Source organism: Variovorax sp. NFACC27 (assembly GCF_048301545.1).
In the GTDB taxonomy this organism is placed as follows: domain Bacteria; phylum Pseudomonadota; class Gammaproteobacteria; order Burkholderiales; family Burkholderiaceae_C; genus Variovorax; species Variovorax gossypii.
In genome coordinates this window covers 8,046,798-8,071,632 of the sequence record NZ_CP157613.1, presented here as the reverse complement: position 1 = coordinate 8,071,632, position 24,835 = coordinate 8,046,798, and the positions used below count along the sequence as shown (strand labels likewise).

Annotated in this window: 22 protein-coding genes; 12 read left to right on the top strand and 10 right to left on the bottom strand. The window is 68.6% G+C overall.

The genetic code is table 11. The features are described 5' to 3' along the window. Nucleotides 1-9: 9 nt before the first annotated feature. Nucleotides 10-507 carry an Lrp/AsnC family transcriptional regulator gene (locus ABL840_RS37895; RefSeq protein ID WP_093196022.1) on the bottom strand — a complete coding sequence of 166 codons (498 nt, stop codon included), beginning with the start codon at nt 505-507 and terminating at the stop codon, nt 10-12. Nucleotides 508-682: 175 nt separating this feature from the next. On the opposite strand from ABL840_RS37895, the gene ABL840_RS37890 reads away from it, so the two are divergent. The 5 genes from ABL840_RS37890 (at nt 683) to ABL840_RS37870 (ending at nt 10,457) form a co-directional block, all read left to right on the top strand. Then, nucleotides 683-4,309 carry an indolepyruvate ferredoxin oxidoreductase family protein gene (locus ABL840_RS37890; RefSeq protein WP_093300124.1) on the top strand — a complete coding sequence of 1,209 codons (3,627 nt, stop codon included), beginning with the start codon at nt 683-685 and terminating at the stop codon, nt 4,307-4,309. Between the two features lie 309 nt (nt 4,310-4,618). Further along, nucleotides 4,619-4,948 carry a preprotein translocase subunit YajC gene (yajC, locus tag ABL840_RS37885; protein WP_093196024.1) on the top strand — a complete coding sequence of 110 codons (330 nt, stop codon included), beginning with the start codon at nt 4,619-4,621 and terminating at the stop codon, nt 4,946-4,948. Nucleotides 4,949-5,026: 78 nt separating this feature from the next. Then, nucleotides 5,027-6,910, top strand: coding sequence for a protein translocase subunit SecD (gene secD, locus ABL840_RS37880; RefSeq protein WP_093300123.1), 1,884 nt, complete (start codon nt 5,027-5,029; stop codon nt 6,908-6,910). Between the two features lie 22 nt (nt 6,911-6,932). Further along, on the top strand, nt 6,933-7,886 hold the full coding sequence (gene secF, locus ABL840_RS37875; RefSeq protein ID WP_093196026.1) for a protein translocase subunit SecF: 954 nt from the start codon (nt 6,933-6,935) through the stop codon (nt 7,884-7,886). Nucleotides 7,887-8,048: 162 nt separating this feature from the next. Beyond that, the gene (locus ABL840_RS37870; protein WP_093300122.1) at nt 8,049-10,457 is read left to right on the top strand and encodes a DUF1631 family protein; all 2,409 of its coding nucleotides are present in this window, start codon (nt 8,049-8,051) and stop codon (nt 10,455-10,457) included. A gap of 27 nt (nt 10,458-10,484) precedes the next feature. Here ABL840_RS37870 and ABL840_RS37865 read toward each other — a convergent pair whose 3' ends face one another. The 3 genes from ABL840_RS37865 to ABL840_RS37855 all read right to left on the bottom strand — a co-directional run bounded on the left by ABL840_RS37865 (nt 10,485) and on the right by ABL840_RS37855 (nt 13,508). Further along, entirely contained in the window at nt 10,485-11,003 is a 519-nt protein-coding gene (locus ABL840_RS37865; RefSeq protein WP_093300120.1) for a DUF494 family protein, read from the bottom strand. Between the two features lie 107 nt (nt 11,004-11,110). Beyond that, a complete protein-coding gene (gene dprA, locus ABL840_RS37860) occupies nt 11,111-12,256 on the bottom strand; it encodes a DNA-processing protein DprA (protein ID WP_093196029.1) in 1,146 nt (381 codons plus the stop codon). 34 nt (nt 12,257-12,290) lie between these two features. Continuing rightward, a complete protein-coding gene (locus ABL840_RS37855) occupies nt 12,291-13,508 on the bottom strand; it encodes a LysM peptidoglycan-binding domain-containing protein (RefSeq protein WP_093196030.1) in 1,218 nt (405 codons plus the stop codon). Nucleotides 13,509-13,666: 158 nt separating this feature from the next. Here ABL840_RS37855 and def point away from each other — a divergent pair, with 158 nt between their 5' ends. The 5 genes from def (at nt 13,667) to ABL840_RS37830 (ending at nt 16,847) form a co-directional block, all read left to right on the top strand. Further along, nucleotides 13,667-14,185, top strand: a complete 519-nt coding sequence (gene def / locus ABL840_RS37850; protein ID WP_093300119.1) for a peptide deformylase — start codon at nt 13,667-13,669, stop codon at nt 14,183-14,185. Beyond that, nucleotides 14,182-14,709: a hypothetical protein gene (locus ABL840_RS37845; RefSeq protein ID WP_256228243.1), complete on the top strand. Its 528-nt coding sequence runs from the start codon at nt 14,182-14,184 to the stop codon at nt 14,707-14,709. The genes def and ABL840_RS37845 overlap by 4 nt, the downstream gene beginning before the upstream one ends. Then, the gene (fmt, locus tag ABL840_RS37840) at nt 14,706-15,665 is read left to right on the top strand and encodes a methionyl-tRNA formyltransferase (protein ID WP_093300117.1); all 960 of its coding nucleotides are present in this window, start codon (nt 14,706-14,708) and stop codon (nt 15,663-15,665) included. The genes ABL840_RS37845 and fmt overlap by 4 nt, the downstream gene beginning before the upstream one ends. Continuing rightward, nucleotides 15,665-16,405 carry an AzlC family ABC transporter permease gene (locus ABL840_RS37835; protein ID WP_093196034.1) on the top strand — a complete coding sequence of 247 codons (741 nt, stop codon included), beginning with the start codon at nt 15,665-15,667 and terminating at the stop codon, nt 16,403-16,405. Before fmt ends, ABL840_RS37835 begins: the two co-directional genes overlap by 1 nt. A gap of 94 nt (nt 16,406-16,499) precedes the next feature. Beyond that, nucleotides 16,500-16,847 carry an AzlD domain-containing protein gene (locus tag ABL840_RS37830; protein ID WP_093300116.1) on the top strand — a complete coding sequence of 116 codons (348 nt, stop codon included), beginning with the start codon at nt 16,500-16,502 and terminating at the stop codon, nt 16,845-16,847. Between the two features lie 96 nt (nt 16,848-16,943). On the opposite strand, the gene ABL840_RS37825 is transcribed toward ABL840_RS37830, so the two are convergent. The 6 genes from ABL840_RS37825 to ABL840_RS37800 are packed head-to-tail and all read right to left on the bottom strand — an operon-like array spanning nt 16,944 to nt 22,459. Further along, on the bottom strand, nt 16,944-17,918 hold the full coding sequence (locus tag ABL840_RS37825) for a Bug family tripartite tricarboxylate transporter substrate binding protein (RefSeq protein ID WP_093300114.1): 975 nt from the start codon (nt 17,916-17,918) through the stop codon (nt 16,944-16,946). A gap of 53 nt (nt 17,919-17,971) precedes the next feature. Then, complete coding sequence (locus ABL840_RS37820) at nt 17,972-18,937, bottom strand: MBL fold metallo-hydrolase (protein ID WP_093300113.1); 966 nt, start codon at nt 18,935-18,937, stop codon at nt 17,972-17,974. Then, complete coding sequence (locus ABL840_RS37815) at nt 18,934-19,149, bottom strand: DUF2783 domain-containing protein (protein ID WP_093300112.1); 216 nt, start codon at nt 19,147-19,149, stop codon at nt 18,934-18,936. The genes ABL840_RS37820 and ABL840_RS37815 overlap by 4 nt, the downstream gene beginning before the upstream one ends. Continuing rightward, nucleotides 19,146-20,798 (bottom strand): FAD-dependent oxidoreductase, encoded by a 1,653-nt coding sequence (locus ABL840_RS37810; protein ID WP_093300110.1) that lies wholly within the window; start codon nt 20,796-20,798, stop codon nt 19,146-19,148. Before ABL840_RS37810 ends, ABL840_RS37815 begins: the two co-directional genes overlap by 4 nt. Nucleotides 20,799-20,805: 7 nt before the next feature. Further along, entirely contained in the window at nt 20,806-21,927 is a 1,122-nt protein-coding gene (locus ABL840_RS37805; RefSeq protein WP_093300109.1) for an alpha/beta hydrolase family protein, read from the bottom strand. Then, nucleotides 21,920-22,459 carry a VOC family protein gene (locus ABL840_RS37800; protein WP_093300107.1) on the bottom strand — a complete coding sequence of 180 codons (540 nt, stop codon included), beginning with the start codon at nt 22,457-22,459 and terminating at the stop codon, nt 21,920-21,922. Before ABL840_RS37800 ends, ABL840_RS37805 begins: the two co-directional genes overlap by 8 nt. 93 nt (nt 22,460-22,552) lie before the next feature. Here ABL840_RS37800 and ABL840_RS37795 point away from each other — a divergent pair, with 93 nt between their 5' ends. Together ABL840_RS37795 and ABL840_RS37790 are read left to right on the top strand one after the other, a co-directional pair. Further along, nucleotides 22,553-23,461 (top strand): LysR family transcriptional regulator, encoded by a 909-nt coding sequence (locus tag ABL840_RS37795; protein WP_093300106.1) that lies wholly within the window; start codon nt 22,553-22,555, stop codon nt 23,459-23,461. A gap of 118 nt (nt 23,462-23,579) precedes the next feature. Beyond that, the gene (locus ABL840_RS37790) at nt 23,580-24,773 is read left to right on the top strand and encodes a phosphoglycerate kinase (protein WP_093196043.1); all 1,194 of its coding nucleotides are present in this window, start codon (nt 23,580-23,582) and stop codon (nt 24,771-24,773) included. Nucleotides 24,774-24,835 lie beyond the last annotated feature (62 nt).

Below are 24,835 nucleotides of genomic sequence, written 5' to 3'. Positions count from 1 at the left end.
CCCAAGGACTTAGGCCGCGCGCGGCCGGGCGCCGCCGCCCAGGTGCGCCAGCGGCAGCGCGCTGCTGGCCTTCACCTCGCCCAGCGAGAAGCTGGTGTGCAGGTCCTTCACGTTCGGCAGGTTCATGAGGTGCTGGCGCGCGAAGGCGGAGAAGCTGTCGAGGTCCTGCGCCACCACCTGCAGCTCGAAGGTGCCGGTGCCGCTGATGTAGTGGCAGGCGATCACGTCGGGCAGCTTGCGGATCGCGTCCTCCAGCTTGCGCGTGGCCTCGTGGGTGACGCGCTCGGTGTCCACCCGCACGAAGGCGAGCACGCCCAGGCCGATCTTGTGGCGGTCGATCTCGGCGTGGTAGCCCTTGATGAAGCCGGCCTCCTCCAGCGCGCGCACCCGGCGCCAGCACGGCGCGGCCGACAGGCCCACGCGCTGCGCAAGCTCGGCGTTGGTGAGGCGGCCGTCCGCCTGCAGTTCTTGCAGGATCGCGAGGTCGAACTTGTCAATGCTTTCCATGGATGCCGATGTTAAGCAAGATTCTTTCTGGATACGCGTTTTTCCCGGCAAAGAACGCAAACACCTGTCGCGGACCCCGGCATACACTTTGCGGGATCATGGGCTCGTGCCCTACCCGGGCACAGACCCAGAAACAGCCAGGCCCACGAGGCCCTGCCAAACGGAGACAGACGACATGAATGCACCGCTACCCGCGCACATTCGCAAGGCCCTAGAAACCGTCACGCTAGACGACAAGTACTCCCTCGACTACGGCCGCGCCTTCATGAGCGGCGTCCAGGCCCTCGTGAAGCTGCCCATGCTGCAGCGACTGCGCGACAAGCAGGCCGGCAAGAACACCGCCGGCTTCATCAGCGGATACCGCGGCTCCCCGCTCGGCGGCTACGACCAGGCGCTGTGGAAGGCCAGCAAGTTCCTCAAGGAACAGAACATCGTCTTCCAGCCCGGCGTGAACGAAGAGCTGGCCGCCACCGCGCTGTGGGGCACCCAGCAGCTGGGCTTCTCCCCGCAGGGCACCAACAAGTTCGACGGCGTCTTCGGCATCTGGTACGGCAAGGGCCCGGGCGTGGACCGCTGCTCCGACGTGTTCAAGCACGCCAACATGGCCGGCACCACCCAGTACGGCGGCGTGATCGCGGTGGCGGGCGACGACCACATCTCCAAGAGCTCAACCGCCGCTCACCAGAGCGACCACATCTTCAAGGCCTGCGGCACGCCGGTGTTCTTTCCGGCGAACGTGCAGGAAATCCTCGACCTGGGCATCCACGCCTTCGCCATGAGCCGTTTCGCGGGCGTGTGGTCGGGCATGAAGACGATCCAGGAGATCGTCGAGTCGAGCGCCACGGCCATGATCGACCCCGAGCGCGTCGAGATCGTCATTCCCACCGACTTCGAGATGCCGCCCGGCGGCCTGCACATCCGCTGGCCCGACCATGCGCTGGAGCAGGAAGCCCGGCTCATGCACTACAAGTGGTACGCCGCGCTGGCCTACATCCGCGCCAACCGGCTCAACCACAACGTGATCGAGGGCCCGAACGACCGCTTCGGCATCATGGCCAGCGGCAAGGCCTACAACGACACCCGCCAGGCGCTCATCGACCTGGGCCTGGACGACGCGGCCTGCCGCCAGCTCGGCATCCGCCTGCACAAGGTGGGCGTGGTGTGGCCGCTGGAGGCGCAGCTCACGCGCCAGTTCGCCACCGGCCTGCAAGAAATTCTGGTGGTGGAAGAGAAGCGCCAGGTCATCGAATACCAGCTCAAGGAAGAGCTCTACAACTGGCGCTCCGACGTGCGGCCCAACGTGGTCGGCAAGTTCGACGAGGGCGAGGTGCACGCGGCCGAGGGCTACTCGGGCGGCGAATGGTCGATGCCCAACCCGACCTCGCACACGCTGCTGCGCGCCAACGCCGACCTGAACCCGGCGCTCATCGCCAAGGCCATTGCCACGCGCCTGAAGAAGACCGGCCTGCTGGCCGCCGCCGGCGCCGACATGACCGCGCGCATCGACGCCCAGCTCGCCATCCTCGAGGCCAAGGAGCGCTCGATGGTGCTGCAACAGGCCTCCACCGGTGTGGCCGACGCCACGCGCCAGCCCTGGTTCTGCTCGGGCTGCCCGCACAACACCAGCACCGTGGTGCCCGAGGGCTCGCGCGCGATGGGCGGCATCGGCTGCCACTTCATGGCGACCTGGATGGACCGCTCCACCATCGGCTTCACGCAGATGGGCGGCGAGGGCGTGCCGTGGGTTGGCCAGCAGCCCTTCACGACCGACCAGCACATCTTCGCGAACCTGGGCGACGGCACCTACTTCCACAGCGGCCTGCTCGCCATCCGCCAGAGCATCGCGGCGGGCGTGAACATCACCTACAAGATCCTCTACAACGACGCGGTGGCCATGACCGGCGGCCAGACGGTGGGCGAGCGCCCCGAGGGCCACTCGGTGCTGCAGATCGCCGAGAGCCTGCATGCCGAGGGCGCGGCCAAGGTCGTCATCGTCACCGACGAGCCCGAGAAGTACGAGGGCGTGACCATCCCCGGCGAGCACGTGCAGGTGAAGCATCGCGACCTGCTCGACGACGTGCAGCGCGAGTTCCGCAAGATTCCCGGCACCACGGCCATCATCTACGACCAGACCTGCGCCACCGAGAAGCGCCGCCGCCGCAAGCGCGGCACGGCCGTCGATCCGGCCAAGCGCGTGGTCATCAACGAGCTGGTCTGCGAAGGCTGCGGCGACTGCAGCGTGCAGAGCAACTGCCTGAGCGTGGAGCCGCTGGAGACCGAGTTCGGCCGCAAGCGCACCATCAACCAGAGCAGCTGCAACAAGGACATGAGCTGCCTGAAGGGCTTCTGCCCGAGCTTCGTGACGGTCGAGGGCGGCCAGCTGAAGAAGAAGGGCAAGAACAAGGCGGCCACGCCGGCCGAGTTCGGCCTGCTGCCCGAGCCGTCGATCCCGTCGCTGGAAGGCGGCAGGGTCTGGGGCGTGGTGGTGGCGGGCGTCGGCGGCACCGGCGTGATCACCATCGGCCAGCTGCTGGGCATGGCGGCGCACATCGAGGCCAAGGGCATCGTCACGCAGGACGCGGCCGGCCTCGCGCAGAAGGGCGGTGCCACCTGGAGTCACGTGCTCATCGGCGACACGCAGGACGACATCCGCACCACCCGCGTGGGCACGGCGGCGGCCGACCTGATCCTGGCCTGCGACCCGCTGGTCACGGTGAACGCCGAGACCATGGCGCGCATGCGCGAAGGGCGCACGCACGTGGCGCTCAACAGCCACAGCGCGCCGACGGCCGCCTTCGTGCGCAACGCCAACTGGAAGAACCCGGAAGAAGCCTGCGCGGCCGAGATCGTGCGCGCCGTGGGCACCGACGGCGTGGGCAGCTTCGATGCCGATGCCACCGCGACCGCGCTGATGGGCGACACCATCTACGTCAACCCGATGATCCTGGGCTACGCCTGGCAGAAGGGCTGGATCCCGCTGGCGCACGAGTCGCTGATGCGCGCCATCGAGCTGAACGCGGTGGCCGTCGATAACAACAAGGCGGCCTTCGAATGGGGCCGCCAGGCGGCGGTACGGCCGGAAGAGCTGCAGAAGCGCGTGCGTCCGGGCCAGGTCATCGAGTTCAAGAAGCGCGAGTCGGTCGAGAGCATCGTCGAGCGCCGCGCGGAGTTCCTGACCGGCTACCAGAACGCCGCCTACGCCGACGAATACAAGCAGTTCGTGGGCAAGGTGCAGCGGGCCGAGGCGGCGGTGGGCAAGAGCACGGCGCTCACCGAGGCGGTGGCGCGCTACCTGTTCAAGCTGATGGCGTACAAGGACGAGTACGAGGTCGCCCGCCTGCACAGCGACCCTGCCTTCCTCGGCCGCATCGAGGGCATGTTCGAGGGCCAGATGGGCAAGGACTTCAAGCTCAACTACCACCTGGCGCCGCCGATCATCGCGAAGAAGAACTCCAAGGGCCAGCTGCAGAAGCAGAAGTTCGGCCCCTGGATGCTCACGGGCTTCAGGTTCCTCGCCAAGCTCAAGGGCCTGCGCGGCACGGGGCTCGACATCTTCGGCCGCACCGAGGAGCGCAGGACCGAACGCGCGCTGATCGGCGAGTACCGCGCCAGCATCGAGGAAGTGATCGGCGGCCTGCGCGCCGACAACCACGCGCTGGCGCTGGAGATCGCCGGGCTGCCCGAGCAGATCCGCGGCTACGGCCACGTGAAGGACCGCAACCTGGCGGCCGCCCGCACCCGCTGGAGCGAACTGATGACCCGCTGGCGCAACCCGCAGCAGGCGCCGCGCGCGGCGGCCTGACCCCGGGGGCGCTGGAGCCGCAAGGGCCGGCGGACCATGCAAAGGGCGCCCTCGGGCGCCCTTTGCTATCGAAACCGTAGCAAAAAGCCGGCTCCCGGGACAGCTCGAAAGCCCTCCCCACTGCGCCGGATAAGCGCTCGGAGCCGGCATCCGCGCCGAATACAATGCCCGGTGCTGTGCGCGGCCAGGCCCCGCCGCGCTTTGAGTTGCAGCCCGCATCCCGCGTGGCGGCGAAGCCCAAGGAACCGCGGGCGTGACCCGCGCTCCCACACGTTTTCTTTTCTCTTCTTCCCTCTGCTGGAGACTCTCTTGTTCATTTCCTCTGCTTTCGCCCAGACCGCGCCCGCTGCAGGCGGCGGCGACATGATGTCCTCGCTCGGCAGCATGCTGCCCCTGGTGCTGATGTTCGTGGTGCTGTACTTCGTCATGATCCGGCCCCAGATGAAGCGCCAGAAGGAAGCCCGCGCCATGATCGAGGCCCTGGCCAAGGGCGACGAAGTCGCCACCGCCGGCGGCCTGCTCGGCAAGATCACCTCGCTGAACGACCAGTACCTGGGCCTCGAGATCGCCAACGGCGTCGAGATCAAGATCCAGCGCAGCGCCGTGGTGCAGGTCCTGCCCAAGGGCACCGTCAAATAAAAGCGTGAGCTGAACCTTGCGCCTTGCGGCGCGGGCCCCAGATCACGCCGTGTCTCGTTTCAGAAAAAGCGCTTTCTCATGAACCGTTACCCGGTCTGGAAGTACGCGATCATCGTGATCGTGCTGCTCGTGGGGCTCGTCTACGCCCTGCCCAATTTCTTCGGTGAAGCGCCTGCGGTGCAGGTGTCGGCGGCGAAGTCCACCGTCAAGATCGACGCGTCGACCCAGGCCAGGGTGCAGGAGCTGCTCAAGACGGCAGGCCTCGCGCCCGACCTGCTGACCCTCGAGCCCACCGCCGTGCGGGCCCGCTTCGCGACCACCGACGACCAGATCAAGGCGCGCGACACGCTCCAGCAGGCGCTGGTGCCGGACGCCGACGACGCCTCGTACACGGTGGCGCTCAACCTCGTGTCGCGCTCGCCCTCGTGGCTGACGGCGCTGCACGCCTTCCCGATGTACCTGGGCCTCGACCTGCGCGGCGGCGTCGACTTCCTGCTGCAGGTCGACATGCGCGGCGTGCTCGACAAGAAGGCCGAGTCCTTCGCCGGCGACATCCGCACTGGCCTGCGCGAGAAGAAGGTGCGCGGCAGCGCCGTGAACCGCAACGGCCAGGCCGTCGAGATCACGCTGCGCGACGCCGACAGCGTCGAAGTCGCCCGGCGCCTGATCCAGGACCAGATGCCCGACCTCAGCACCGTCGAGACCCAGCAGGGCAACGAATGGCGCATCGTGGCGAGCATCAAGCCCGAGGCGGCCCGCCGCTTCCAGGACGCGGCGCTCAAGCAGAACGTGACCACGCTGCACAACCGGATCAACGAACTCGGCGTGGCCGAGCCGGTGATCCAGCAGCAGGGCATCGACCGCATCGTCGTGCAGCTGCCCGGCATGCAGGACCCGGCCCAGGCCAAGCGGATCATCGGCCGCACCGCCACGCTCGAGATGCGCATGGTGGACGAGAGCGCCGAGGGCCGCGCCGCCGAACTGAGCGGCGGCCCGGTGCCCTTCGGTTCCGAGAAATTCCTCGACCGCCAGGGCCGTCCGGTGATCGTGAAGAAGCAGGTGCTCGTCACCGGCGAGAACCTCACCGACGCGCAGCCCGGCTTCGACCAGCAGAGCAACCAGCCCAAGGTCGACCTGACCATGGACTCGAAGGGCGGCACCATCATGCGTGACGTCAGCCGCGAGAACTACAAGAAGCGCATGGCCATGCTGATCTTCGAGAAGGGCAAGGGCGAAGTGCTCACGGCCCCCTCGATCAACGGCGAGCTGGGCAACCGCTTCCAGGTCTCGGGCTCGATGAGCGTGGCCGAAGCCAACGACCTCGCGCTGCTGCTGCGCGCCGGCTCGCTGGCCGCGCCCATGGAAATCATCCAGGAACGCACCATCGGCCCGACGCAGGGCGCCGAGAACATCAAGAAGGGCTTCGACAGCGTGATGTACGGCTTCGCCGCGATCATGGTGTTCATGTGCATCTACTACGCGCTGTTCGGCCTGTTCTCGTCGATCGCGCTGGCCGTCAACCTGATGCTGCTGGTGGCCATCCTCTCGATCCTGCAGGCCACGCTCACGCTGCCCGGCATCGCGGCCATGGCGCTGGCCATCGGCGTCGCCATCGACTCCAACGTGCTGATCAACGAGCGCGTGCGCGAGGAGCTGCGCAACGGGGCGACGCCGCAGGCGGCGATCCATGCGGGCTACGAGCGCGCCTGGGGCACCATCCTGGACTCCAACGTGACCACGCTGATCGCGGGCATCGCGCTGCTGGCCTTCGGTTCGGGACCGGTGCGCGGTTTCGCGGTGGTGCATTGCATCGGCATCGTCACCTCGATGTTCTCGGCCGTGTTCTTCTCGCGTGGCCTCGTGAACTTCTGGTACGGCCAGAAGAAGAAGCTCAAGACGGTGTCCATCGGCACGGTCTGGCGCCCTGCGGCCGACGGCACGGCCGCGGCCGAAACGAAGTAAGAAGCAGAAGAGACGCACAGCCATGGAATTCTTCCGCATCCACAAGACCATCCCGTTCATGCGCCACGCGGTGGTGCTGAACATCGTTTCCGTCGTCACCTTCGCGCTGGCGGTGTTCTTCCTGTTCCACCGCGGGCTGCACCTGTCGGTGGAGTTCACCGGCGGCACGGTGATGGAAGTCGCCTACACGCAGTCGGCCGACGTCGGCAAGGTCCGCGAAATCGTCGGCACGCTGGGCTACACCGAAGTGCAGGTCCAGAGCTTCGGCAAGTCGGTGCAGATCCGCCTGCCGGTGAAGAAGGGCGCAACCTCCGCGCAGCAGAGCGCCGAGGTGATGAACGCGCTGAAAGCGGCAGAGCCCACGGTGGAACTGCGCAGCAACGAATTCGTCGGCCCGCAGGTCGGCGACGAACTCACCACCAACGGCCTGAAGGCCCTCGCCATGGTGGTCGTCGGCATCATGATCTACCTGGCGTTCCGCTTCGAATGGAAGTTTGCGCTGGCTACCGTGCTGGCGAACCTGCACGACGTGGTGATCATCCTGGGCTTCTTCGCCTTCTTCCAGTGGGAGTTCTCGCTGGCGGTGCTGGCGGCGGTGCTGGCGGTGCTGGGCTACTCGGTGAACGAATCGGTCGTGATCTTCGACCGGATCCGCGAGAACTTCCGCCGCTACCGCAAGATGTCGACCACCGAGATCATCGACAACGCGATCACCTCGACGATCAGCCGGACCATCATCACCCACGGTTCCACCCAGCTGGTGGTGCTGTCGATGTTCTTCTTCGGTGGCCCGACCCTGCACTACTTCGCGCTGGCGCTGACCATCGGCATCTGCTTCGGCATCTACTCGTCGGCCTTCGTGGCGGCGGCGATCGCCATGTGGCTGGGCGTGAAGCGTGAGGACCTGGTCAAGGGCGGCCCGACCAAGCGCGACGGCGGCTCCGAGGACGACCCGAACGCCGGCGCCGTCGTCTGACGGATACTCCAGGGTTAGGCAACAAGGCGCTGGCGACGGCAACACCGCCGCCGCGGTTCGCATGCAACGCCGGGCACTTCCACACTTGTGCGGCAGCCCGTCCCGATGCAAGCTCGCGGTTGTTGCCGACGAACAGAACACCCTGGCCCTTCCGACTTTTCAATGAGCACCGCTCGGTCCGCCTCTTCCCTGCAGCTCGCACGCGAGACGCGTGAGCGCTTCGTATCGGCCACTGAAGGTGCCATCGTGCCGCTGGCCCGCGCTATACGGGACCGGCTGACGACCATGGCCTCCGAGGCCGGCACCGCCCGCTCCATGCAGGAGAACCGCGACGACTTCGTCGCGTTCCAGGGCCAGGCAACGCAGTGGGTCACGCTTTCCCAGACCGGCTGGCGCAAGGCGCTGGCCGCCTCCGGCGGCGCGTCGAGCATGCCTTCGGCGCTGCGGCTCGAGCTGATCGGCGACGAGGTGGTGGAGAGCAACATCCTCTCCTCGCGGCTCGCCCAGCTGATCCACGACAAGGCCAGCTTCGAGCTCAGCGACCTGCGCCTGCGCATCCAGCACCTGGAGGGCACCACCGAACTCGACGCCAAGGACGTGCTCAAGCCCGAGACGCTGGCCAAGCTGCTGGTCGAGCAATGGCTCGCGGTGGGCCTGAGCCGCGGGCTCTGGACCCGGGTGCAGGACACCGTGCAGCAGGGCCTCGTCGACGTGATCGTCAAGGCCTACGAGAGCGCCAACGCCTACCTGATCGCCAACGGCGTGATGCAGGAGATCGACCTCAAGAGCTTCGTGCGGCGCACGGGCAACGCTGGAGGCGGAGCCGGTGGCAGCGGTGCTGGTGGCGGTTCGGGTGCCGCGCCGGTCGACAACGGAGTCTCCGGCGGCCCCCAGAACAACATGCAGCGCGCCGGCTTCGGATACGACGGCCAGCAGCAGCAGTCGACGCCGACCGCTCCGGCGACCACGTCGACGATGAGCAGCTCGCCACTGATGATCGCGCGGCAGCGCGCCCAGACCGCGCTGCTGAGCCTCAAGCGCTTCGTGACGGCGCGCATCGGCGGCGAAGCGGGGGGCGGCGCCGGGGCGTTCCAGACCGCGAACACGGATGGCCGGGCCACGAGCCCCGGCAGCCAGTCGGGCCAGGGCGGCGGTGGCGGGGCGCCACGCGCGTTCTCCAGGACATTCGCCGGCGCCATCGCCGAGGCCGAGGCCGCCTACCGGATGGCCGCCACGCAATACATGGAGGGCGCGGGCGAGCAGGCCACGCTGATGCAGCAGACGGCCGTCGACCTGCGCCGACGCTCCGCCGAGCTCAAGAAGCGCGCGCCCACCACGGCCGACAAGGCCACGGTCGAGATCGTGGCGCTGATGTTCCAGGCCATCCTCGCCGAGGAACGCATTCCGTTCTCGGCCCGCGTGTGGTTCGCCCGCCTGCAGATGCCGGTGCTGCGCGTGGCCATCGCCGAGCCCGAATTCTTCGGCACCCTGCAGCACCCCGCGCGCATGCTGATCGACCGCATGGGCTCCTGCGTGATGGGCTTCGACGCGGCCGCCATCACCGGCAGCGCGCTCGAAGGCGAGATCCGTCGCGTGGTGCAGGTGATCGAGCAGTATCCCGAGACCGGCCAGCGCGTGTTCAAGCTGGTGTTCGACGAATTCGTCGCCTTCCTCAACCGCTACCTGACGCAGAGCGACACCACGCAGCGCGTGATGAGCGTGGCGCAGCAGGTCGAGCAGAAGGAGACGATGGCGATCCAGTACACCATCGAGCTGCGCAAGATGCTGAACGACATGCCGGTGCGCGACGAGATCCGGGAGTTCCTCTTCAAGATCTGGGCCGAGGTGCTGGCCATTGCCGCGCTGCGCTACGGCGCGCAGGGCGAGCAGACCGTGATGCTCAAGCGCGTGGCCTCCGAGCTGGTGTGGGCCGCGAGCGCCAAGCCCAATCGCACCGACCGCGCCCGCGTGATCCAGGACCTGCCGCAGCTGCTGCAGCGCCTGCGCCAGGGCATGGCGCTGCTGGGGATCGTCGACGAGCCGCAGGAGGCGCAGATCAAGATCATCGGCGCCACGCTGTCCGACGCCTTCCTGTCGAAGACCGAGGCGATCCCGCAGGCCAAGATCGAAGCCATGGCCGAGCGGCTGGCGCACCTGGAAGATTTCGTGAGCGACGTGGGCGGCACCGCCGACCTGCCGCTCGACGCGCAGAGCATCGAACTGCTGCTTGGCGTGGACGCGGCGTCGATCGAGGTCATTCCCGACACCGCCGGCACCAAGGTGCCCGAGGACATGGTCGCCTGGGCCAACGAGCTGCAGGTGGGCAACTGGTTCATGCTCGACCACAACGATCGCGTGAGCCAGGTCCAGTTCGTCTGGCGCAGCGACCGCAAGCAGCTGCACCTGTTCGCCTCGGGGGATGGGCGCAGCTTCCTGATCCAGGCCGGACGCCTGGCGACCTATCTGCAGGCCGGCCTGCTGGTGCCTGCCGAAGAGGAAACGCTCACGGTGCGCGCCACGCGCGAGGCACTGGCGAAGCTCGACGCGAATCCGGAACGTCTGCTGAACTAGCCGGCGCCGAGGGCGCCGGGCCCAGGCCTAGTGTGCCGTGCGGCCTTCGCGGCTCTCGCAGAGCTCGTCGAGCACCAAGGCATCGGGCTCGATGCCGGTGCTCCAGTGCACCATCAGCACGATGATCTTCAGCTCGTCGAGCGCGACCGGTGCGCCCGGCGCGGCCATCGCACGCTCGACGACGATCTCGCGCAGCCCGCAGGGCAGCACGTTCGACGATTCGAGAAAGCGGATGAAGCCGAGGCACTCGGCGCCAAGGTGGTCCTGCTCGGCCAGCGAGTAGACGCGCATCGCGTCGGCGGATTGCGGCATGGCCGCGGGAGGCGCTCCGGACAGCACGACCGTGGCGGTGGCGTCGTCATCGGAGCTTCGCTCGATCTGCATGCCCTGCGTTGCAAGGCTCAGGCCGTCGAGCCAGTGAAGGGCTTCGCGGATCTCTTCTGCCTCGAAGCCGTGTGCACTGAGCTTGCGGCCCAGTTGTTCGGCCTCGGGGCAGGCATCGCCGCGCCAATAGTTTTCGTAGACAAAAACAAGCACTTCGAACATGGGCCCAATATAGCCGACGTTCGTGCAATGCCGACCAGGGCCTGTTCACACTATTTCCGGGGGTGCGAAGGGCACCAACGCAACCCCGGAAATAGTGTGAACAGGCTCTAGGTGGATGCCACTCGTTGGAAGAGGCCGCCGGGCAACCGGGAGACATGCCCGTCCAGTTCCAGCTCGAGCATCCTGGCTTGCAGCGCTGCGGCGCCCCAGCCGGTGCGCGCGCCGAGGGCGTCGAGGCTCGCCGGCTCGAATCCGAGGGCCTCCAGCAGCGGATCTCTCGGCGACGAAGCCATGCTCGCGCTGTCGGAGACGAATGAAGCCGGGGCAGCGCGCGGCGCATGCAGGGGCGGCAGCTCCTCGAGGATGTCGCTCACCGACTCCACGAGCTTCGCGCCCTGGCGGATCAGCGCGTGGCAGCCTCGCGACTGCGGCGAATGGATCGAGCCGGGGATCGCGAACACCTCCTTGCCCTGCTCCGAGGTGAGTCGCGCGGTGATCAGCGAGCCCGACTGCAGCGCCGCCTCGACCACCAGCGTGCCGCGCGCAAGGCCCGCGATGAGCCGGTTGCGCTTCGGAAAATTCTGGGTGAGGGGCGGCGTGCCCAGCGGCAGTTCGCTCACGATCAGCCCCTGCAGCGTGATGCGGTGCGCAAGGTCGCGGTGCCGCGCGGGATAGACCCGGTCGAGCCCGGTGCCGACCACCGCCACCGTCGCGAGCCGGTGCGCATCGCCCGCCGCGTCGAGCGCGCCGGTGTGCGCCGCGCCGTCCACGCCCAGCGCCAGTCCCGACACCACGGGCAGCCCGGCCTCGCCGAGCGCCCGGCCGAAGCTGCGCGCGTTGGTCGCGCCCTGCGGCGTCGGGTTGCGGCTGCCCACGACGGCGATGCTGTGGCCGAGCTGCGTGAGGTCGAAGCCGGTGGCGCCGAGCACGTAGAGCATCAGCGGCGGGTCGGCCATTTCGAGCAGGGAGGCCGGGTAGCCGGCGTCGCCGAGCGTGACCACGCGGCGCGAGACCTTGTCGTCGCCCGCCTGCAGCCATTGCCAGGTCAGGTCGATCTGCGCCTGCAGGCCGGCGGGCGGCTGCGCCAGCGCTTCTGCCTGCGCATGCGAGACGACCTCGCGCAGCGCGGCGTCGGGTTGCACGAAGATGCGCTCGGGCAGCCCGAAGGCCGCGAGCAGGCGGCGCGCGGCACCATCGCCGATGCCGGGCGTCAGCGAAAGCCGCAGCCAGCCTGCGAGTTCTGCGCGTTCCAAACGAGTGTGCGAGAAGAAAGGCCGGAGTCGCGGGTCAGGGATTGACGAGGAAGTCGCCGGCGCGCGGAGTGTCGTTGATTTCGAGCACCAGCGCGTACGAAACCTTCTCGAAAGTGCGGAACACCATCAGCAGGCCGATGCGTTCGTTCGGCAGCTTGATGGTTTCCTTGCGGGCACCGGTGCGGTCGAGGATGGTCTCGCCGTTCTTCAGGATGGCCAGCACGTGGCCGTTGTCGATGCCGTCGCGCGTGCCCTTGTTGATGGCCACCACCTGGTTCTGCGCCGCGAACTGCACCGCGTTGCCGTAGACCGAGATGATGCGGCCGTCGACCTGCGTCGACGGGGCGCGCGGCACGTAGCTCAGCAGCTGGCGCGGCGGCTCGGGCAGCAGGCGGTCGCCGGCGCGCATTTCCTCGCGCGAGGCAATGATGTCGATGCTGGCGGGCACCACCGTGATGAGGTCCTTGTCCTCGACCGTCTCGACGGTGGTCGATTCGCCGCGCTGCAGGCGGGCCTTGCCCAGGTACTGCGCCTCGTAGCCGAGGATTTCACCCGTGCCCGGGTCCTTCAGCGGCGTGGCGTTGCGGAAGATGCGGAAGTTCTGCACCGGGCCCGGCACCTCGACCAGCGGCGCCTCGGCGGTGCCGCGGGCATAGGCCCGGTCGCCGCGCGACAGCAGCACGCGGCTGTCGTTGCCGGCGACGATGCGCGGCGCGGCCTCGAGCGTGCCGGCGTCGACCACGATGGGCTCGCTCAGGAAGGGCTCGATGATGCTCGGGTTGAGCGTGGGCAGCGCCATGCCGGCCAGCGAGTCGAAGCGGGTGCGCGGCGAGAGCTTGATGGTTCCGCCGTCGCCGCTGACGCCGCCGCGGCGGGTGGTCAGGCGGGCGCGGCCGCCGGTCTTGTCCAGGTAGAGCACCTGGCCGGGGTAGATCCGGTGCGGGTTGGCGATTTCATTGATGTTCATGCCCCAGAGTTCCGGCCAGCGCCAGGGGCGCAGCAGGTAGAGGCGGGAAATGGCCCAGAGCGTGTCGCCCGGCTTGACGGTGTATTCGTCGGGCGCGTTGGGCGCCAGCTCGCTCAGCGGCACGCCGGCCTGGGCGGTCTGCTGGGCCGTGGCGCGCTGCTGCTGGGTGATGGGGTAGTTCTGTGCCCAGGACGTCGCGGCGCCGCAACTGCCGATCACCGCCAGGGCTGTCAGCGTGGCAAGAAAGGAGGGGCGCCGGCGTTCGGTGAGTCTGAGCTTTTTCATGTCTGGATGGTGAGCGCGCGACGTATCGCTGCGCATACGAATCTCACAATTTGCTACGAATTCTGCGCTGAAGCCCTTGGGAGGGCAACGTTTTCGGGCTCCTACGGCGCGTGTCGTCGCGGAATTGGCGAAAATAGCCACAACTTTCCCCCGATTTCATGGCCAAACGAAACATTCTGAGTTACCCGGACAAGCGCCTGCACACCGTCGCCAAGCCGGTGCAGGGCGTCGACGCGCGCATCAAGGCCCTGGTCACCGACATGCTGGAAACCATGTACGACGCCAACGGCATCGGCCTGGCGGCCACGCAGATCGACGTGCACGAGCGCCTCGTCGTGATCGACGTGTCCGAGGAGCGTAACCAGCCGATCGTGCTGATCAACCCCGAGATCACCTGGGCCAGCGAGGAAAAGGTCGTGAACGAAGAGGGCTGCCTGTCGGTGCCCGGCATCTACGACGGCGTGCTGCGCTCCACCTCCGTGAAGGTGCAGGCGCTCGACGAGAACGGCGAGATGCGCACCATCGAGGCCGAGGGCCTGCTGGCCGTGTGCATCCAGCACGAGCTCGACCACCTGCTGGGCAAGGTGTTCGTCGAATATCTCTCCCCCCTGAAGCGCAACCGCATCAAGAGCAAGCTGCTGAAGCAGCAGCGCGAAGAAATGCGGGAGCGGGCTTGAACCTCCCCGCCATGACCGACGCACGCCGCCGCTCCCTTGCAGCGATGGCGTTCCTCGCGGTCGCCGGCCTCGGCCTTCTTGCCGGCTGCGCCAGCGAACCCACCCGCATCCAGCCCGGCGCCACCGCCGCCGAGACCCTGCAGCGCCTGGGCACGCCCACCGGCCGCTACCCGCTCACGGGCGGCGGCGAGCGGCTGCAGTACTCGCGCATGCCGGCCGGCTTCGAGGTCGTCGACATCGACGTCGATGCCTCCGGCAAGGTCGTCTCGGTGACGCAGGTGCTCAGCGAGGCGCGCTTCGGCCAGGACATCAAGGTCAACCAGTGGCGCCAGAACGACGTGATGGCCTTCTACGGCCGGCCCTATGAGATCACCCGCGTGAGCTCCTTCGACGGCGCGGTCTGGACCTGGCGCTACAAGGCCGTGAACGAGCGCCGCATGCTGTACATCTACATCGATCCGACCGGCGTGGTCCGGCGCTATCACACGGGGGACGATCTCGATTTCGATCGGATCCGGGATTGAGCCGCCTCAGAGTCGTTTTCGCGGGCACGCCCGAGTTCGCGCGCGTCGCGCTCGAAGCCATCGCCGCCGCCGGCCATGAGGTCGTGCTGGTGATGAGCCAGCCCGACCGCCCCGCCGGCCGCGGCATGAAGCTGCAGGCCTCCCCCGTCAAGCAATGCGCCGTCGCCAACGACTGGCCCGTGGCCCAGCCGCGCAGCCTGCGCCTGGACGGCAAGTACCCCGACGAGGCCTCGGCCGCGCGCGACACCCTGCTGGCCGCGAAGCCCGACGTGATGGTGGTCGCCGCCTACGGCCTGATCCTGCCGCAGTGGGTGCTCGACCTGCCGGTGCGCGGCTGCCTGAACATCCACGCGAGCCTGCTGCCGCGCTGGCGCGGCGCCGCGCCGATCCACCGCGCCATCGAGGCGGGCGACGCGCAGACCGGCATCACCATCATGCAGATGGACGCCGGCCTCGACACCGGCGACATGCTGCTGCGCGAGGCCGTCGACATCGGCCGCGACGACAACACCGCCCGCCTGCACGACCGCCTGGCCGAACTCGGCGGAAAGATGATCGTCGAGGCGCTGGCGCGCATCGGCACGCTCGTCCGCACGCCGCAGCCCGCCGAGGGCGTCACCTACGCCAACAAGGTCGAGAAGCACGAGGCGCTGGTCGACTGGACCCAGCCCGCCGACGCCATCGTGCGGCGCGTGCTGGCCTTCGACCCGTTCCCGGGCGCCAACAGCCCGCTGGACGGCGAAACCGTCAAGCTCTGGGCGGGACATGCGGCGACATCGGCTGAACAGGCCGCGCCGGGCACCATCCTCGCCGTGAGCGACACCGGCGTGACCGTGGCCGCCGGGGCCGGCTCGGCCCTCACCGTCACCGAACTGCAGCGGCCGGGCGGCAAGCGCCTGGCCGTGGCCGATTTCCTGCGCGGCTTCGACCTGAAGCCCGGGCAGGCCTTCGGCTGATGTTCCTCTCGCAAAGCATCCGCAGCCGCCCCGAATTCCGTACCGGCGTGCGCGACATGTCTCCCGTGGCGCTGGGCATCGGTGCCTGGGGGCTCATGACCGGCGTGGCCATGGTCAAGTCGAACATGAGCCTGGTCGAGGCGGTGGCGATGACGCTGCTGGTCTACGCGGGCAGTTCGCAGCTCGCGGCCATTCCGCTGCTCTTCGCCGGCGCGCCGGCCTGGGTGATCCTGGCCACGGGCTTCTGCGTCAACCTGCGCTTCGTGGTGTTCAGCCTGCACCTGCGTCCCTACCTCATGCACATGCCGCGCTGGCGCCGCATGCTGCACGGCTACCTCACGGCCGACATGAGCTACGCGCTCTTCACGAAGAAGTACCCCAAGCCGCCGCTGACCGTTGCCGAGCAGCAGGCGCAGGAGGCCTATCTCACGGGCAACTACTTCGTCACCTGGTGCGCCTGGATGGGCATGAGCCTGCTGGGCATCGCGCTGGCCAACTTCATTCCGCAGAGCTGGGGCCTGAGCTTCGCCGGCGTGCTGAGCCTGGTGGCCATCGTCTGCTCGATGGCGACGACGCGCCTGCGCGTGCTGGCCGCGCTGATCGCCGGCGCGACGGCGGTGGCGGCCTATGCGCTGCCGCTCAAGCTCAACATCGTGGTGGCCATCGGCGTGGCCGTGCTGCTGTGCTTCTGGCTCGAGAAGCAGCTCGGACTCGACCCTGACGCGGAGGACGACAAGTGAGCGCCGCCCGGCCGCCCGAAGGCGCTCGCCCCCTCCGTCCGGAGGGGGGAGGAGAAGCGACACGAAGTGCGCGGAGCCTGGGGGAGGACAACAAATGAGCGCCGCGAATGCGACCACCGACTGGTGGACCATGGGCGTGATCGTCGGCCTGGCCCTGGTCACCGTGCTCACGCGCTGCTTCTTCTTCATCCTCGACAGGCCCTGGGGCCTGCCCGAGTGGGCGCACCGCGCGCTGCACTATGCGCCGGCCGCCGCGCTCGCGGGCGTGATCGCGCCCGAGATCGTCATGACGCAGGGGCACCTCATCACCACGCTGCACGACGCGCGCCTGTACGCGGCGGTGGTCGGCGCCGCGTACTTCTACTGGCGGCGCGGCGTGCTGGGCACGATGCTCGCGGGCATGGCGGTGTACCTGCCGCTGCACCTCGGTCTGGGCTGGTAGGCGGCCGCCGCCGGGCCGCCCCAAGGCGGGCCGCGCCTCCCCCTCGGGGGGAGTTACACGCAGCGAAGCGAAGTGAAAAGCCGGGGGCTCCGGTTTCTAGTCGAGCTTCACGCCAGCGGCGACGATGATCTTGCCCCAGCGATCGCTCTCGGCACGCGAGAGCTTGTAGAAGTCCTGCGGCGTTCCCGGCAGCGCCTCGAAGCCGAAGTCGGCGAACAGCTTCACCACCTTTGGCGCCTTCATCGCCTTGTGCAGCTCGGCGTTGAGCCGCGCCACCGCCTCGGGCGGCATGCCGGCCGGACCGATCAGGCCGTGGAAGGCGTAGGCGTTGACGTCGCTGAAGCCGGCCTCGACGAAGGTCGGCACGTCCGGCAGGGCGCTCGCGCGCTGCGGCAGTGCAATGGCCAGCACGCGCACCTTGCCCGACTTGATGATCGGAAGGCCCGAGGCCAGGTCCAGCATCATCGTCGGCACCTGGCCGCCCATCACATCGGTCATGGCGGGCGCCGCGCCCTTGTAGGGCACGTGCGTGATCGTCAGTCCGGCCTTCTGCTTGAAGAGCTCCATCGCCATGTGATGCGGCGAGCCGTTGCCGGGCGAGGCGTAGCTCACCTTGTCGGGGTTGGCCTTCACGTAGCGCACGAACTCCGCCACGTTCTTCGCGGGAAAGTCGGGGTGCACCACCAGCGCCACCGGAAAGCGGCCGATGGTGCCGATGTAGGTGAAGTCGCTCGCGGGCTTGTACGGCAGCTTGGCGAACATGTGCTCGTTGAAGAGCAGCGCGGCGTTCTCGGCCTGCATGATCGTGTAGCCGTCGGGCTTGGCCTGCATCATCACGCCCACGCCGATGTTGGTGGAGGCGCCCGGCCGGTTGTCGATGATGAGCGGTTGCCCGAGCGACGGCTGCATCGCCTCGGCCAGCGTGCGCGCGAGGTTGTCGGTGCCGCCGCCGGCCACGTAGGGCACGATCCATTTGATCGGCTGGGTGGGGTAGGCCGCCGGCTGGGCCGATGCGAAGGGGGAAGTGGCCAGCGCGAGGGTTGCGGCCAGCATGGGAAGGAATCGCTTCATCGTCTCTTGTCTCCGTTGCTCGTTTTGAAATCGTCGAAAGAAGTCGGTCGGGCTCAGCCGCCGCGCAGCGTCTGCCACAGCTCGCGGTCGCGCTCGGCGGTCCACACCACCGGGTGCTCGATGCCGCGCAGCTCGTCGTACGCGCGCGAGACGTCGAAGGGCAGCACGTGCTGGAACACGGGCCAATCGCCGAAGCGCGGCGTCATCGCCGCCTCGGCGCGCGCGAAGCAGCCCTTGAGCGTGTCGCCGGCCGCGATGCCGGCTTTCACGCTCTCGAGCAGCGTCGAGAGGAATGCCTTGGTGAGCCCGATGGCCTCGGCGCAAGCGGCCTCGTCCTGCAGCACCGCGCCGCGGCCGGGCACCAGCACGCGCGGCTTCAGGGCTGCCACGGCGTCGAGCGTGCCGGCCCAGTCGCCGATGTAGGCGTCGCCTGCATACACGCCGCAGTGGTTCTCGACCACGTCGCCCGAGAACAGCACGCCGCTGTCGGGCAGCCATGCGACGGTGTCGCCGCTCGAATGGCCCCGGCCCAGAGCCATCAGCCGCAGCTCGCGGCCGCCACCGAGCGGCAGCGTCATCTCGCGCTCGAAGACCGTCGTGGGGATGGTCAGGCCCGGAATCTCCTCCACGCCCGCGAAGAGCCGCGGAAAGCGGCCGACTTCCGAGTCGAAGTCGGCCTGCCCGCGCGTGCGGATCCAGTAGAGCGTGCCGCTGCTGGCGACGATGTCGCGCGCCTCGTCGAATGCGCTCGCGCCCATCACGCGCACCGCGTGGTAGTGCGTGAGCACGATGGTGCGGATGGGCTTGTCGGTCACCGTGCGGATGGCCGCGAGGAAGTCGCGCGCCATGCGCGGCGTGGGGCGCGTGTCGATCAGCACCACGTGCTCGTCGCCGACGACGAAGCCGCAGTTGGGATCGAAGTCGCTGATGTAGCCGTACGCGCCGGGCGCGAGCTCCTGCAGCCGGGGCTTCTGCTCGCGGGTGTCGGAGGCGGATGCGAAGGAAACGGTCGTGGTCATGGGGCCTTGTCGTTCGTCGTCGTGGGGTCTTCTTCTTCGGCCGCCGCGCGGATGCAGGCGAGCAGCACGTCCTGGTCGGCGCACTGGTTGGCCAGCAGCAATACGAGGCGCGCGTTGAGGTCGGCGCTCTGCGCTTCGGTGCGGCCCTCGTGCGCGGCGAGCAGCGCCGCGTAGAAGCCGTCGGGGTCTGGGATGCGGGGCTCGGTGATCATGGGTTGCGTTCGTTGGCGGCCAGTGCGGCGCGCACTGCAGATGCGACGGCTTCGGGCGTGGCGCTCGCCAGCGCGGCGGCGCGATAGGCGTCGGGGCGCACGAGGACGAAGCTGCCTGCATCGCCTGCGCCGAGATGGCTTGCGAGCTTCTCGTCGACCTGCAGCGTGGGCAGGCCGCTGTCGCCGTCCACGGCCAGCAGGCGCAGCGGCAGTGAAGCCATCGCATCGAGCGCCGCCCGCGCCTGCTCGCGTGTCGGCGCGAACCACAGGCCGATGCACTCGGTGCTCTCGGACAGCAGCTGCATCAGCGTCGTCTCGCGGCCGTCGGTCCAGCGCAGCGGCAGGTTCTGCACCGAGCGCGCGCCTTCGGGCAGCAGCGGCGCGGGCGGATAGTCGTTGGCCACCGACATGCGGCCGGTGTTCACCAGCGCCCGTGCGAAGGGATGGCGCGCCGCCAGCGCAACCACGGCGCGGCGCAGCGTGTGCTCGGCGGGCGAGCGCGGCGCGAGGAAACGAGCCGAGCGGCTAGTCACCTGCAGGTTCTGCTTCGCGGCGGGTTGCCGCTCCGCGTCGTAGCTGTCGAGCAGCGCGTCGCTCGCCTTGCCCTGCGCGACGAGCGCGAGCTTCCAGCCGAGGTTGGCCGCGTCCTGGATGCCGCTGTTGCCGCCGCGCGCGCCGAAGGGGCTCACCACGTGCGCCGCGTCGCCGATGAAGAACACGCGGCCGTGACGGAAGCTGTCGAGCAGGTGGTCGCGGTAGCCGTAGGGGCCGATCCAGACGAACTCGAACTCCACGTCCGGCCCGAGCTGTTCGCGCAGCCGCGCGCCCGCCACTTCGGGCTTGCTGATGTAGGCGGTGTCGCAGTCCTCGGGCATCTGGTAGTCGATGCGCCACACGCCGTCGGCCATCAGGTGCTGCCACACGCCGCGGCCTTCGTTGAAGGGCGCGTCCACCCAGGTCCAGCGCTCGGTGGGCAGCGGCTTCCTGAAGCGCACGTCGCTGATGCACCAGCGGTCGGTGCTGCGCGAGGAGTGCGCGTCGATGCCGAGCTGCGTGCGGATCGCGCTGTTGGCGCCGGTGGCGTCGATCAGCCGGTCGGCCTCGATGGTGTAGCTGCCCACGGGCGTCTCCACCTCGAGGCGCACGCCGTCGGCCAGTTGCTCCACGCGCGTGACGCGGCTCTTCCAGCGCACGTCGGTGAGTCCCAGTTCGAGGATGCGGTCGACCAGGAACCACTCGACGTAGAACTGCTGCAGGTTGATGAAGGGCGGCTGCCGCGAGACGCTGTTGGCCTGCAGGTTGAAGTTGTAGACCTCCTGCTCGCCCGAGAAGGTGCGCCCGAACGACCAGGTGATGCCCTTGGCCGCGATGCGTTCGTAGATGCCCAGGCGCTCGAAGATCTCCAGGCTCTTCTGCGCGTAGCAGATGCCGCGCGACGATGCGCCGCGCACGCCGACGGTGTCGTCCTCGTCCAGCAGCACGGCGCGCACGCCACGTTGCGCGAGGTCGCAGGCCAGCGTGAGGCCCGAGGGGCCGGCGCCGACGATCACGATGGGGTGGCGCGCGATGGTCTTGCTGCCCAGTTCGGGCGGCGGCGTGAAGGGCCAGGCCGGCAGCTCGTAGGCCGGCGCGAATGCGAAGTTTTCCATGTCTCTGCTAAAGCGCGTGAGCGAACTCGGCGATGGCATCCGCCGCCTTGGGGATCAGTTCCGGCTGCCCCGCGAGATAGTGGTTGCCGCCGACGATGTCGACGTTGCGGATGCGCGATCCGCCCGCCGCCATCCACGCGTCGCGCGTGCTCGGGAAGGTCGACTGGTCGCCCGTGTAGGTCAGCAGCAGCTTGGGCACCGTGGTGCGCGCGAGGTTGGTCGGCCCGTCGGCCTGCGAGCGCGACGACCACTGCGAGAGGAATGCGGTGAGCGAGGTGGTGCGACCCATCGCGTTGGCCGAGTAGTTCACCTGTCGCGCATCGCCCCACACGCTGCCGGGCAGGCGGTCGTTGGGGTCGAGCGAGAGATCCACGCAGCGCGGATCGGCGTGCGTGCGGTAGACGATGAAGGTCTGGTCGCGCGGGGCGCCCGGCGTGTCGCGCAGCAGCGCGAGGCGGTCGATGCACCACTGCTCGATGCGATCGAGACGTGCCTTCTGCGCGGCGCTGAAGCGCGCGAGGAAGTCGCTGTCGTAGGGCACGCGATGGCGCGCGTCGTACATGTCGAGCTCGGGGTCGACCGAGAGCGGGTCGTGCTCGTCGGTGACGGAAGGGTCGATCCAGTCGCGCATCAGCCGCGTGCGGCCCAGGTGCGCGGCGCACAGCGCGATGCCGTCCACGGGCGGAAGGTCGCCCGGGTGCAGGTGCGTGGGGTCGCCGTCGGGCAGGTGCGTGGCGGTGAGCTTCTCGGCCTGCGCCTGGTAGAAGGCCGAGAGTGCGGCGCCGCCGGAGTTGCCGACGAGGAACACCTTCTCGTAGCCGGCCGAGCGCAGGTACTGCACGCCGGCGCCGAGGTCTTGAATGGCGCGCTCCATCAGCAGCACCGTGTCGTTGCCCACGAAGCGGGAGTTCAGGCCCATGCAGCAGATGCCGCGCTCGGCCAGCGGGCCGATCAGGTAATGGCCCATGAAGTTGCTCGTGGGGTGCATCACGATGGCTGCGATCTTCTTCGGCCCCTGCGGCGCGCGGAATGCGCCGTAGATGCGCGGGCGCAGCAGCTGGAGGCCCGACTGGCTCTCCATGGCCGCGCCGGGCTTCACGTCGATGACGGCGAGTTGCAGCTCAGGCATTCGACACGCCCCTTGCCGAGCGAAGTTCAGCCTTGCGCGCGGTCCATGCGTCGAGGTCTGCCCGGGCATGCAGCGCATGCGCGTCCATCTCGGCCTGCGGCACGGTCGGCGTGGTCAGCTCCACGCGGATGCCGTTGGGGTCGAAGAAGTAGATCGATTCGATGATGTGGTGGTCGGTCACGCCCAGCACCTCGATGCCGGCGCCTTCGAGCCGCGCCTTGGCGGCCAGCAGGTCGGCCACGGAATCGACGCGCAGCGCGATGTGGTTCACCCACGAGGGCGTGTTGGGCGAGGGCAGCGCGGCGATGTCGTCGCCCAGGTCGAAGAAGGCGATGTACGAGCCGTCGCGCATCTGGAAAAAGATGTGCACGTAGGGGCAGTACTCGCCGGTGCTCGGCACGTGGTCGCTCTTGATGACGTGGGCCAGCGGCAGGCCGAGCAGGTCTTCGTAGAAGCGGCGGGTTTCCTCGCTGTCGCGGCAGCGCCAGGCGAAATGGTGCAGCCCGCGCACGGGCGGTGGTGGGGTCGGCATGGCTCGTGTGTCTCCGGTGAGCCGGTATTGGGCGATGCTGGGTCTTATGATGCAATCGAAATTAATTCATCGATTGATGAAATAACCGTATATATGAACCTCACCCTGCGCCAGCTGCGCGCCTTCGCCGCCGTGGCCGGGACCGGCAGCTTCACCGCCGCGGCGCAGCAGCTGCACCTCACGCAGTCGGCGCTCAGCGTGCTGGTGCGCGAGCTGGAACGCGAGATGGGCGTGCAGCTGCTCGACCGCAATACGCGCCGCGTGCAGCTGTCGGAGGCGGGGCGCGAGTTCCTGCCCTCGGTGCACCGGCTGCTGGGCGACCTTGCCGGCGCGGTGGCCGGCGTCACGGATTTGCGTGACAAGAAGAAAGGCTTGCTACGGCTTGCCGCGCCGCAGCTCATGGCCTGCACGCTGATGCCGCGCGTGATCGCGCTCTACCGCGAGCAGTACCCCGACGTGGACGTGCGCCTGGCCGACACCCTGCCCGAGCACCTGCTCGCGGGCGTGACGGCGGGCGACGTGGAACTGGCCGTGGGGCAGGACGTGGCCGTCGACGACGCCATCGAGCGCCGCACGCTGCTGCGCGACCGGCACTGGCTGATCTGCCCGCCGGGCCATGCCTTCGCCAATCGCCGCAAGGTGCGCTGGCACGAGCTCGGCCCCTACACCTTCATCGCGCCCACGCGCGACTTCCGCCAGCGCGTGCTGCCCGAGCTGGCACCCGCGGAACGCGAATACATGCTGCGGCCCGGCACGCAGGAGGTGTCGTACATGACCACCGCGCTGGGCATGGTGGCCTCCGGGTTGGGGCTCACGGTGTGCCCGACCTACTCGGCGCCGCTGGTGCGCGCCCACGGCCTGCAGATGGTGCGGCTCGAATCGCCCGACTTCCATCGCGAGGTGTGCGTCTACAGCGCGGCGCGGCGCTCGCTGTCGCCGGCGGCCGCGAGCTTCGTCGAAGTGCTGGAAGGCTTCGCGCGCGAACAGCAGCAAAAAGACTGAAGAACGGGCTGAAGAAAAGCATCGACGCGCGGCAAGAGGCGCACAGGTCGGCGATGGGGCCAAAACTACAATGCAGGCCGATCTCCGTCTTGTCTTCCATCTTCTCCGGACTCCCCTCATGAACGTCATTCGCTTCACCGACCTCTGCGCGCAGGGCAAGGCCGCCGGCCAGCGCGTCTTCATCCGTGCCGACCTCAACGTGCCGCAGGACGACGCCGGCAACATCACCGAAGACACGCGCATCCGCGCTTCGGTGCCCTGCATCAAGCTGGCGCTGGACGCCGGCGCCGCCGTGATGGTCACCTCGCACCTGGGCCGCCCGACGGAGGGCGAGTTCAAGCCCGAAGACTCGCTGGCTCCCGTCGCCAAGCGCCTGGGCGAGCTGCTCGGTCGCGAAGTGCCGCTGGTCTCCAACTGGGTCGACGGCGTCGACGTGAAGCCCGGCCAGGTCGTGCTGCTCGAGAACTGCCGCGTCAACAAGGGCGAGAAGAAGAACGACGAAGGCCTGGCCCGCAAGCTGGCCGCGCTCACCGACATCTACGTGAACGACGCCTTCGGCACCGCGCACCGCGCCGAGGCCACCACCTACGGCATCGCGCAGTTCGCCAAGGTGGCCGCGGCCGGCCCGCTGCTGGCGGCCGAGATCGACGCCATCACCAAGGCGCTGGCGCAGCCCAAGCGGCCGCTGGTGGCCATCGTGGCGGGCTCGAAGGTCAGCACCAAGCTCACCATCCTGAAGAGCCTGTCGGCCAACGTCGACCAGCTCATCGTGGGCGGCGGCATCGCCAACACCTTCATGCTGGCCGCCGGCCTGAAGATCGGCAAGTCGCTGGCCGAGCCCGACCTGGTCGACCAGGCCAAGGCCGTGATCGACGCCATGCGCGCGCGCGGCGCCGACGTGCCGATCCCGGTGGACGTGGTCACGGCCAAGACCTTCGCGGCCGACGCGGCCGCCACCGTCAAGGACGCGAGCGACGTGGCCGACGACGACCTGATCCTCGACATCGGCCCCAAGACTGCCGCCCAGCTCGCCGCGCAGCTGCGCGAAGCCGGCACCATCGTCTGGAACGGCCCGGTGGGCGTGTTCGAGTTCGACGCCTTCGCGGGCGGCACCAAGGCCATCGCGCAGGCGATTGCCGAGAGCAGCGCGTTCTCGATCGCCGGCGGCGGCGACACGCTGGCGGCCATCGCCAAGTACGGCATCGAGAAGCAGGTCGGCTACATCTCGACCGGCGGCGGCGCTTTCCTGGAAGTGCTGGAAGGCAAGACCCTGCCGGCCTTCGAGATCCTGTCGAAGCGCGCCGCGGGCTGAGCGAGGCCCGAAGCGGGAAAACCCATGGGTGACTTCCGTTCGACACACAAACTGTATACAGT